The 10,573-nt window shown below is 59.8% G+C and carries 8 protein-coding genes; all 8 read right to left on the bottom strand.

Translation table 11 applies throughout. From position 1 onward, the window contains the following. Positions 1-259: 259 nt before the first annotated feature. A complete protein-coding gene (gene tilS, locus ACIP66_RS26680; protein ID WP_400652096.1) occupies positions 260-1,588 on the bottom strand; it encodes a tRNA lysidine(34) synthetase TilS in 1,329 nt (442 codons plus the stop codon). 132 nt (positions 1,589-1,720) lie between these two features. Next, positions 1,721-2,668 carry an acetyl-CoA carboxylase carboxyltransferase subunit alpha gene (locus ACIP66_RS26675; protein ID WP_053117644.1) on the bottom strand — a complete coding sequence of 316 codons (948 nt, stop codon included), beginning with the start codon at positions 2,666-2,668 and terminating at the stop codon, positions 1,721-1,723. A gap of 139 nt (positions 2,669-2,807) precedes the next feature. Beyond that, positions 2,808-6,329 carry a DNA polymerase III subunit alpha gene (gene dnaE / locus ACIP66_RS26670; protein WP_400652093.1) on the bottom strand — a complete coding sequence of 1,174 codons (3,522 nt, stop codon included), beginning with the start codon at positions 6,327-6,329 and terminating at the stop codon, positions 2,808-2,810. A gap of 76 nt (positions 6,330-6,405) precedes the next feature. After that, on the bottom strand, positions 6,406-7,032 hold the full coding sequence (gene rnhB / locus ACIP66_RS26665; RefSeq protein ID WP_159813170.1) for a ribonuclease HII: 627 nt from the start codon (positions 7,030-7,032) through the stop codon (positions 6,406-6,408). A gap of 11 nt (positions 7,033-7,043) precedes the next feature. Then, positions 7,044-8,174 carry a lipid-A-disaccharide synthase gene (gene lpxB, locus ACIP66_RS26660; protein ID WP_400652091.1) on the bottom strand — a complete coding sequence of 377 codons (1,131 nt, stop codon included), beginning with the start codon at positions 8,172-8,174 and terminating at the stop codon, positions 7,044-7,046. A gap of 2 nt (positions 8,175-8,176) precedes the next feature. Further along, positions 8,177-8,953, bottom strand: coding sequence for an acyl-ACP--UDP-N-acetylglucosamine O-acyltransferase (lpxA, locus tag ACIP66_RS26655; RefSeq protein WP_400652088.1), 777 nt, complete (start codon positions 8,951-8,953; stop codon positions 8,177-8,179). Next, the gene (gene fabZ, locus ACIP66_RS26650) at positions 8,950-9,390 is read right to left on the bottom strand and encodes a 3-hydroxyacyl-ACP dehydratase FabZ (RefSeq protein ID WP_053117635.1); all 441 of its coding nucleotides are present in this window, start codon (positions 9,388-9,390) and stop codon (positions 8,950-8,952) included. The genes lpxA and fabZ overlap by 4 nt, the downstream gene beginning before the upstream one ends. Before the next feature lie 106 nt (positions 9,391-9,496). Next, positions 9,497-10,552, bottom strand: coding sequence for a UDP-3-O-(3-hydroxymyristoyl)glucosamine N-acyltransferase (gene lpxD / locus ACIP66_RS26645; RefSeq protein ID WP_400652099.1), 1,056 nt, complete (start codon positions 10,550-10,552; stop codon positions 9,497-9,499). Positions 10,553-10,573 lie beyond the last annotated feature (21 nt).

Genomic DNA, 10,573 nt, shown 5'->3' with positions numbered 1-10,573 from the left:
TCTGCGTTAAAGCGGTCCGAGCCGCCGGGGGAAGCGAAGGAAGGCCGAAGCCCCCGATCACCTGCATTAATCACAGTGCACCTTTCAAAAAAACCGCCGCGTTGGGACAGACCGGCAGATGAAACACCGGTACGTTGCTCGCTACACATTTTTTGGAATCGCCCAGCAAAGACTGCTTGGTAATCGGCAACTCCTGCAATTCAGGCGAATCCACAGAAGTTGTATCAAGAAGGGAGCGTAGTCTACCGGAATGCTCCTTTCAGCTCAAACCCAGATCTTCGCCTGTTGGCTGCCAATGCAATTTCCAGCCGTCCTGCCCATTGCCATCAAGCCCCGGCAGGTTCGCCACCGCGAGCAATTCGTCACCGCGAAACAGCAGCGGCAATCTGCCACGCACAAAACCCGGCACCGCGCGCTCATTGAGCAGGCGTTTGAGATCGCGATGACCGCGATCCGCCAAATGCATCACTTCGCCGCCCTGACGATAGGCGATACGCAATGATCCGCAAGGAGTATGCCCAGCGAACATGACACGGCCGTTATCGGCCAAGCGTAGCGGTGAAGACGGCGCTTGCCAGTCGGCGCCGATCATCGGCGTGCGCAACCAGTGGCCGCTGAGCCACCACACACGTCCGGCGCTGCGATGCAGTTCGCCATTGGCCAGACGCCAGATAGGCGAAGCATCGGAAGCCGCTTCGCACAGATCCGTCCAACCCGACCAATGGTCGCTATCCGGCAGTTGGGTGAAGGCTTCGAGCCAATGACTGATCGCGTTGCGTTGGCGCGCGGCGGACAGGGCGGCGAGTGGCGCCAGTTCCAGCGACGGCAAACCCAGCCATTCGAAATCGTGCGGGGTGTTCGCCTGCGCCAGATCGATCTGCGCCAGTTCATCGAGCAGCCCCTGCGCCTCACGCAGATGCGCCGCGCTGCGGGCCATGCTCGCCTGCGCTTGCGGCCAGCGCCCGGTCAGCAGCGGCATGACTTGATGGCGCAGATAGTTGCGCGAGAATTGCCGATCTTGATTGGACGGGTCTTCGATCCAGTTCAATTGATGAGCCTGTGCGTACGCTTCCAGCTCGGCGCGGGAGATGTCCAGCAGCGGCCGAACCAGCTTGCCCTGCCCCACTGGCCGCTGCGCCGGCATCGCGGACAATCCGCGTACACCGGCGCCGCGCAACAGGCGAAATAACAGCGTCTCAGCCTGATCATCGCGATGCTGCCCGGTCAGCAACACATCATTGGTCTGCGTCAGCGAACTGAACACCGCGTAACGCGCATCCCGTGCTGCTCGCTCCAGACTCGCACCCGGTTGCACCGTAACCCGCTCGATCAGCAACGGAACACCCAGCGCATCGCAAACGGCTTGGCAATGTTGCGGCCACGCATCAGCCGCAGCCTGAAGGCCGTGATGGATATGGACAGCGCTTAGCGGCGGGAGGGAATCGGATTTTGCCAGAGAGGCCAGCAGATGAAGCAGGACGGTGGAATCAAGACCACCAGAGAAGGCGATACGCCAATGAGCGGCATTGCGCCAAGGCTCAAGGTTCAGCAGAAGCCGGGAAGGCAAATCAATCATGGACTGGCGCATATTCAACTCTTTGCCCCAAAACAAATGTAGGAGTGAGCCTGCTCGCGATAGCGGTGTGACAGCCAACACATTGGTTGAATGTTACGCCCTCATCGCGAGCAGGCTCACTCCTACAGGGGTATTGCGTTCGACTTAGAGGCCGTAGCTCATCAGTCGATCATAACGGCGCTTCAACAGCGCTTCGTTATCGAACTTCTTCAGCATCGCCAGTTGCGAACTCAGCTCGGCACGAATCGAAGCAGCGGCAGTCGCCGGATCACGGTGCGCGCCGCCCAGAGGCTCGCCAATCACCTTGTCGACAATGCCCAGGCCTTTCAGACGCTCAGCGGTGATGCCCATCGCTTCAGCAGCATCCGGCGCTTTTTCGGCGGTTTTCCACAGAATCGATGCGCAACCTTCCGGCGAGATCACCGCGTAGGTCGAGTACTGCAGCATGTTCAACTGATCGCAGACGCCAATCGCCAGAGCACCGCCGGAACCACCTTCACCGATAACGGTGGCGATGATCGGGGTTTTCAGGCGCGACATCACACGCAGGTTCCAGGCGATCGCTTCACTCTGGTTGCGCTCTTCAGCGTCGATCCCAGGGTAAGCGCCCGGGGTGTCGATGAAGGTCAGGATCGGCATTTTGAAACGCTCGGCCATCTCCATCAGACGGCACGCCTTGCGGTAGCCTTCCGGACGCGGCATGCCGAAGTTGCGGCGAACCTTCTCGCGCACTTCGCGGCCTTTCTGGTGACCGATGATCATCACCGGCTGGTCTTCCAGACGGGCGATACCGCCAACGATGGCGGCGTCGTCAGAGAAGTGACGGTCGCCGTGCAGCTCGTCGAACTCGGTGAAGATGTGCTCGATGTAATCGAGGGTGTACGGGCGTTTCGGGTGACGCGCCAGGCGTGCGATCTGCCAGCTGGTCAGCTTGCCGAAGATGTCCTCGGTCAGCGTTTTGCTCTTGTCCTGCAGGCGGGAGATCTCATCGCCGATATTCAGCGAATTGTCATTACCGACCAAGCGCAACTCTTCGATCTTGGCTTGCAGGTCGGCGATCGGCTGTTCGAAATCTAGAAAATTCGGGTTCATAGGCGTCCGTCTTGGGTCGAGTCCCAAATAAGCTTGGGCCGGCCGGTTGTCTATTCGCGCCCTACCTTAAGGGAGAGGCGCGCTGAGGTCGAGATTAAAAATTCAGGTTTCGGGCAAGTGCAATGATGGCACTCGCCGGTCAACGGTATTGGAGGAAGACGTTGTCTCGCCCGAACTGGTCACGCAGAGCCTGAATCAACGCATCCGCCGGGTCGATTCGCCACGTCTCGCCAAACTGCAGCAAGGTCTTCGCATCGGGGCTGGTGTACTCCATGGTCACCGGGCACGCGCCGCGATGGCGCTTGAGCAAATCACCCAACCAGCGTAGCTGATCGCCTTTCAGATCCTGGGTTTGCAGCTTCAGGCGCAGGCTCTCGGCGAGGTTGGTACGCGCATCTTCCATGCTCATCACGCGCTTGACCCGCAGGCGCAGGCCGCCGGAGAAGTCATCGTTGCTGACCTCGCCTTCGACCACCACCATCGCGTCCGTCTGCAACAGCGACTGCGCGGAGTGGAACGCATCGGCGAACAGCGACGCCTCGATGCGCCCGGAGCGGTCGTCGAGGGTGATGAAGCCCATCTTGTCGCCCTTTTTGTTCTTCATCACGCGCAGGGCAATGATCATCCCGGCCACGGTCTGCGTGTCGCGCGCCGGTTTTAGGTCGATGATGCGCTGACGGGCGAACCGGCGGATCTCGCCTTCATACTCGTCGATCGGGTGACCAGTCAGGTACAGGCCCAGGGTGTCTTTTTCACCCTTGAGGCGTTCCTTGAGGGTCAGCTCCTTGGCCTTGCGATGCACCGCGTAAACGTCGGCGTCTTCCTCGACGAACAAGCCGCCAAACAGGTCGGCGTGACCGCTGTCGTGGGTGCGCGCCGTCTGCTCGGCGGATTTGATCGCTTCTTCCATCGCCGCCAGCAGCACCGCGCGGTTGCGGTCGATGTTGGCCTGATAAGCCTTTTGCTCTTCATGGAAGAACGGGCCGAGACGATCCAGCGCACCGCTGCGGATCAAACCGTCGAGGGTGCGCTTGTTGATGCGCTTGAGGTCGACGCGGGCGCAGAAATCGAACAGATCCTTGAACGGCCCGTCCTCACGCGCCTCAGTGATCGCCTCGACCGGCCCCTCGCCCACACCCTTGATCGCGCCGAGGCCATAAATGATGCGGCCTTCGTCGTTCACCGTGAACTTGAATTCCGAGGTATTCACATCCGGCGCGTCGAGACGCAGCTTCATGGTGCGAATTTCTTCGATCAAGGTCACGACCTTGTCGGTGTTGTGCATGTCCGCCGACAGTACCGCGGCCATGAACGGCGCCGGGTAGTGGGTCTTCAGCCAGGCCGTCTGGTACGAAACCAGACCGTAAGCAGCCGAGTGAGACTTGTTGAAGCCGTAACCGGCGAATTTTTCCACCAGGTCGAAAATGTTACCGGCAAGGTCGGCTTCGATATTGTTGGTCTTGCAACCTTCAATAAAACCGCCGCGCTGCTTGGCCATTTCTTCGGGCTTTTTCTTACCCATCGCCCGACGGAGCATGTCCGCACCGCCGAGGGTGTAACCGGCCATGACCTGGGCAATCTGCATCACCTGTTCTTGATACAGGATGATGCCGTACGTCGGCGCCAATACCGGCTTGAGGCCTTCGTATTGATAGTCGGAGTGCGGATACGCCAGCTCGGCGCGACCGTGCTTACGGTTGATAAAGTCATCAACCATGCCGGACTGCAGCGGGCCCGGACGGAACAGGGCCACCAGTGCGATCAAGTCTTCCAGGCAGTCGGGCTTGAGCTTTTTGATCAGCTCTTTCATGCCTCGCGACTCAAGCTGGAACACCGCGGTGGTTTCAGCTTTTTGCAACAGCGTGTAAGTCGGTTTGTCGTCGAGCGGAATGAACGCGATGTCCAGCGGCGGCTCGTCGACCTTGGCGCGGTCGCGGTTGATGGTCTTCAGCGCCCAGTCGATGACCGTCAGCGTCCGCAGACCAAGGAAGTCGAACTTCACCAGACCGGCGGCTTCAACGTCGTCCTTGTCGAACTGGGTTACCAGACCGTCACCAGCCTCGTCGCAATAGATCGGCGAGAAGTCGGTCAGTTTGGTCGGCGCGATAACCACACCACCGGCGTGTTTACCGACGTTACGCACCACGCCTTCGAGCTTGCGCGCCATCTCCCAGATTTCGGCGGCCTCTTCATCGACCTTGATGAAGTCACGGAGGATTTCTTCCTGCTCGTAGGCTTTTTCCAGGGTCATGCCGACTTCGAACGGAATCATCTTCGACAGACGATCCGCCAAACCGTAGGACTTGCCCTGCACCCGCGCCACGTCGCGCACCACAGCCTTGGCGGCCATGGAACCGAAAGTGATGATCTGGCTTACCGCGTTGCGCCCGTATTTCTCGGCCACGTAGTCGATCACGCGGTCACGACCGTCCATGCAGAAGTCGACGTCGAAGTCGGGCATCGATACCCGTTCCGGGTTAAGGAAACGTTCGAACAGCAGGTCGTATTCCAGCGGGTCGAGGTCGGTGATCTTCTGCACGTAGGCCACCAGCGAACCGGCACCCGATCCACGGCCAGGGCCTACCGGCACGCCGTTGCTCTTGGCCCACTGGATAAAGTCCATAACGATCAGGAAGTAACCGGGGAAGCCCATCTGGATGATGATATCCAGCTCGAAATTCAAGCGATCAACATAGACCTGACGCTTGGCTTCGTAGTCTTCGGTGGTGTCCTTGGGCAGCAGCACCGCCAATCGCTCTTCGAGACCGTCGAAGGAGACTTTGCGGAAATATTCGTCGATGGTCATGCCATCGGGGATCGGGAAGTTGGGCAGGAAGTGCGTGCCCAGTTTCACGTCGATGTTGCAGCGCTTGGCGATCTCGACGGTGTTTTCAATCGCGTCGGGAATATCGCTGAACAGCTCGATCATCTCCTCGGCGCTTTTCAGGTATTGCTGATCGCTGTAATTCTTCGAACGACGCGGGTCGTCGAGGGCGCGGCCCTCACCGATGCACACGCGGGTTTCGTGGGCGGCAAAGTCTTCCTGCTTGATGAAGCGCACATCGTTGCTCGCCACCAGCGGCGCGCCGAGTTTGTCGGCCAGCGCCACGGCGCCGTGCAATTGTTCTTCATCGTTGGGACGGTTGGTGCGCTGGATTTCCAGATAGAAGCGATCCGGGAACACCGTCATCCACTCGCGCGTCAGGGCCTCGGCTTCAGCCGGGTTGCCACTGATCAGGGCCATGCCGATCTCGCCTTCTTTGGCGGCGGACAACATGATCAGGCCTTCGTTGGCTTCAGCGACCCACTCACGCTCGATGATGATCATGCCGTTGCGCTGGCCTTCAATGAAGCCGCGCGAGATCAACTCGGTGAGGTTGCGATAGCCCTTGGCGTTCATCACCAACAGGCTGAGCCGGCTCAGCGGTGCGTCCGGGTCTTTGTTCGACAGCCACAGGTCGGCGCCGCAGATCGGCTTGATGCCGGCGCCCATGGTGTTTTTATAGAATTTGACCAGGGAGCACATGTTGTTCTGGTCGGTGACCGCGACCGCCGGCATGTTCATGGCGGTCAGCGCCTTGACCAGCGGCTTGATCCGCACCAGCCCGTCGACCAGCGAGTATTCAGTGTGCAGGCGTAGATGAACGAATGAAGCCGGCATAGTGATCCTGTCCAGTTACATAGAGACAACAAGGCCCGGATTGTACCGGGCCTCGAACAAAACATCAGCCTTGCGACTAAACCTGCGTCAGGCCTTCCAGCGCTTCGTAAGCCAGACGCACCGGGGCAAACGAGCGCCGATGAATCGGCGTCGGGCCCAGACGTACCAAGGCTTCCAGATGAACGGGCGTCGGGTAGCCTTTATGCCCGCCGATGCCGTAACCCGGGTAGATCAATTCAAACGCAGCCATTTCACGGTCACGACTGACCTTGGCCAGAATCGACGCGGCAGCAATGGCCGGCACCTTACCGTCGCCCTGCACCACCGCTTCAGCGCGCATCGGCAAGTGTGGGCAGCGGTTGCCGTCGATCATCGCCAGTTTCGGCTGAATATGCAGGCCGGCGACCGCGCGCTGCATGGCGAGCATGGTCGCGTGAAGGATGTTCAGTTCGTCGATTTCTTCGACTTCGGCGCGGGCAATGCACCAGCTCAGCGACTTCTCGATGATCTCGTCGTAGAGCTTTTCGCGCTTGGCTTCGGTGAGTTTCTTCGAATCGTTGAGGCCGAGGATCGGCCGGTTCGGATCGAGGATCACCGCTGCCGTCACCACTGCACCGCACAACGGGCCGCGACCGACTTCGTCGACACCGGCCACCAGTTCTTCGACTTCGGCGACCAGGGTGAAATCCAGGCCCATCTGCATGCTTGTCTTGCTCATTGTTTTTGACCGATCAGGTTAAGGACGGCGTCCGCCGCCTGATTGGAGGCATCCCGGCGTAGCGTGCGGTGGATCTCGTCGAAACCGCGCGTCTGTTCTTCACCGCCTTCGATCAGCGGCGACAAAGTCTGGGCCAGTGCTTCGACCGTCGCATCATCCTGCAACAATTCTGGCACCAGCAGACGCTGGGCGAGCAGGTTCGGCAAAGACACGTACGGGCTTTTGACCATGCGCTTGAGAATCCAGTACGTCAGCGGTGCCAAGCGATAGGCGACCACCATCGGCCGCTTGTACAGCAGCGCTTCAAGGGTCGCGGTACCGGAAGCGATCAACACGGCGTTGCACGCGGCCAGGGCCAGATGGGATTTGCCGTCGAGCAAGGTCACTGGCAGATCGCGGCCGGCGAGCAACTCTTCGAGCTGCGCGCGGCGCTCGGCGTTGGCGCAAGGAATGACGAAACGCACACCCGGGCGCATGGCACGCAGACGTTCGGCGGTATCGAGGAACAACGCACCTAGCCGTGAAACTTCGCCGCCACGGCTGCCGGGCATCAACGCCACCAGCGGGCCGTCGGGCAGGCCCAACTCGGCACGCGCGGCAGCACGATCAGCCTCCAGCGGAATGGCATCGGCCAGCGTGTGGCCGACGAACCGCACCGGCACGCCCTTCTCTTCGTAGAATTTCGCTTCGAACGGTAGCAGCGTCAGCATCAGATCGCAGCCTTCGCGAATCTTCAACACGCGCTTCTGCCGCCATGCCCACACCGACGGGCTGACGTAATGCACGGTTTTGATCCCGGCCTGACGCAGCTTCAGTTCGATATTGAGGTTGAAATCCGGGGCATCGATGCCGATGAACACATCCGGTTTCTCGGCGATCAGCGTGGCGATCAGCTCCTTGCGGCGCTTGAGCAACTCACGCAGACGCCCGAGCACTTCTACCAAGCCCATGACCGACAAGCGTTCCATGGGAAAGTAGGAAGTCAGGCCTTCGGCCTGCATCAACGGGCCACCGACGCCGATGAACTCGACCGCCGGATGCTGTGCCTTGAGGGCGCGCATCAGACCGGCGCCGAGAATGTCGCCGGAAGCCTCACCCGCCACCAGCGCAATACGCAGATTGGCCATGATCAGCGAGTGATGCCGCGAGTCGACGACTGGATCGAGTCGCGGAAAATCGCAACTTCCGGGAACTGCGCCGCCGGTTCAGCCAGCTCAGCCAGTGCCTGCTCGACCGTCAGGCCTTGGCGGTACACGGTTTTGTAGGCGCGACGCAGGGTGTGGATCGCGTCTTCGCTGAACCCACGACGGCGCATGCCTTCGAAGTTCATGCTGCGTGCTTCCGCCGGGTTGCCGAATACCGTCACGAACGCCGGAACGTCCTTGCCGATCGCCGTGCCCATGCCGGAAAAGCTGTGGGCGCCGATGTGGCAATACTGATGTACGAGGGTGAAACCGGAGAGGATCGCCCAGTCATCAACATGCACATGGCCAGCCAACGCGGTGTTGTTGACCAGAATACAGTTGTTGCCGATGACGCTGTCGTGACCGATGTGGGCATAAGCCATGATCAGGTTGTGGTCGCCCAGTGTCGTTTCCGAACGATCCTGAACGGTGCCACGGTGAATGGTCACGCCTTCGCGGATGACGTTATGGTCACCAATCACCAGACGGGTTTCTTCACCTTTGTATTTCAGATCGGGCGTGTCCTCGCCTACCGAAGAAAACTGGTAGATGCGATTGTGCTTACCGATGCGGGTCGGGCCTTTGAGGATTACATGGGGCCCGATCACGGTACCCTCGCCGATTTCCACACCGGCGCCGACGATCGACCACGGGCCGACCTCGACGCCGTCAGCCAGAACGGCCAACGGATCGATGATTGCGCGAGGGTCAATCAAACTCATAGCTTGCGTTCCGCGCAGATGATTTCAGCCGAGCAGACTGGCTTGCCGTCGACCGAAGCCTGGCATTCGAATTTCCAGATCTGACGCTTGCAGCTCAAAAACTTGGCCTCAAGGATCAACTGGTCGCCCGGCAACACAGGCTGGCGGAAGCGCAGCTTGTCGGAACCGACGAAGTAGTAAAGCGTGCCGTCGGCAGGCTTCACATCAAGCATTTTGAAACCGAGGATCCCGGCAGCCTGAGCCATCGCTTCGATGATCAGCACGCCCGGCATGATTGGATGCGCCGGGAAGTGACCATTGAAGAACGGTTCATTGATGCTGACATTCTTGTAGGCGCGAATGCGCTTGCCTTCAGTGTCCAGTTCCACCACCCGGTCCACCAGCAGGAACGGGTAACGGTGAGGCAGGTATTCGCGAATCTCGTTGATGTCCATCATTTCGGGGGGAAGCCTATGTAAAGATTGGGAGCGCGACTGACGCGCACTCCTCTAGCAAATCAAGGAGGCAGTCTAGAGGCTGTGCACACTTGATATGGAAATGGTATCAGCCATCTGATGAAGCATTGCCGCCAGGGGTCACTTCCCCTACGCGCTTTTCCAGCTGTTTCAAACGTCGCGCGATGTCATCGAGCTGACGAATACGGGCCGCGCTTTTGCGCCATTCGGCCGCCGGTTGCATGGCTGTACCGGATGAGTAGGCGCCTGGCTCGGTAATCGAGTGGGTCACCATGGTCATCCCGGTGAGGAAAACGTTGTCGCAAATATCAATGTGCCCAACCAGACCGACACCGCCAGCGAGCATGCAATGCTTGCCGATTTTGGTGCTGCCGGAGATTCCGACACAGGCGGCCATGGCGGTGTGATCACCGACCTGCACGTTGTGCGCGATCTGAATCTGGTTATCGAGTTTCACGCCATTGCCGATCACGGTATCGGCCAGTGCGCCGCGGTCGATAGCGGTATTCACGCCAATCTCAACGTCGTCGCCAATGGTCACGCCACCGATCTGGGCAATTTTCTGCCAGATGCCCTTCTCGTTGGCAAAGCCGAAGCCCTCACCACCGAGCACAGCACCGGATTGGATCACCACACGCTTGCCGATGCGCACGTCGTGATAAAGGGTCACGCGGGGCGCGAGCCAGCCGCCTTCACCAATTTCACTGCGCGCACCGATGAAGCAATGTGCGCCCAATGTCACTTGAGCTGCGATCCGCGCACCGGCTTCGATCACCACGAATGGGCCGATACTGGCGGTCGGATCAACCACAGCGTCGTCCGCAATCACCGCCGATGGGTGGATACCCACCGCAGCTTTTGGTTTGGGATCGAACAGGTGCGAGATGCGTGCATAGGCCAGATAAGGATCCGGCACCACCAGCGCATTGCCGGCAAAACCTTCGGCATCAGCCTCTTTGAGCAACAGCGCTGCCGCCTGCGAGCCTGCCAGGAATTTGCGGTATTGAGGGTTTGCCAGAAAGCTCAACTGAGCTGGGCCAGCCTCTTGCAAAGTGGCTAGCCCAGTAATTTGCTTCTCCGGGTCGCCACGCAGGGTGGCGCCGAGGAACTCGGCCAACTGGCCGAGCTTGATAGTCACGGTCATGGGTTCCTTCAGCTGATTCAT

The organism is Pseudomonas sp. NPDC088429 (assembly GCF_044753305.1).
GTDB classification, from domain to species: domain Bacteria; phylum Pseudomonadota; class Gammaproteobacteria; order Pseudomonadales; family Pseudomonadaceae; genus Aquipseudomonas; species Aquipseudomonas rustica.
The sequence above is the reverse complement of the archived record's forward strand: the minus strand, read 5'-3'. Positions and strand labels throughout refer to the sequence as shown.

What these genes read in the sequence shown, in the direction of transcription:
- lpxD (WP_400652099.1), bottom strand. Translation starts at nt 10,552, where the DNA reads ATGACCGTGACTATCAAGCTCGGCCAGTTGGCCGAGTTCCTCGGCGCC.
- dnaE (WP_400652093.1), bottom strand. Translation starts at nt 6,329, where the DNA reads ATGCCGGCTTCATTCGTTCATCTACGCCTGCACACTGAATACTCGCTG.
- lpxA (WP_400652088.1), bottom strand. Translation starts at nt 8,953, where the DNA reads ATGAGTTTGATTGACCCTCGCGCAATCATCGATCCGTTGGCCGTTCTG.
- ACIP66_RS26675 (WP_053117644.1), bottom strand. Translation starts at nt 2,668, where the DNA reads ATGAACCCGAATTTTCTAGATTTCGAACAGCCGATCGCCGACCTGCAA.
- rnhB (WP_159813170.1), bottom strand. Translation starts at nt 7,032, where the DNA reads ATGCAGATGGGCCTGGATTTCACCCTGGTCGCCGAAGTCGAAGAACTG.
- fabZ (WP_053117635.1), bottom strand. Translation starts at nt 9,390, where the DNA reads ATGATGGACATCAACGAGATTCGCGAATACCTGCCTCACCGTTACCCG.
- tilS (WP_400652096.1), bottom strand. Translation starts at nt 1,588, where the DNA reads ATGCGCCAGTCCATGATTGATTTGCCTTCCCGGCTTCTGCTGAACCTT.
- lpxB (WP_400652091.1), bottom strand. Translation starts at nt 8,174, where the DNA reads ATGGCCAATCTGCGTATTGCGCTGGTGGCGGGTGAGGCTTCCGGCGAC.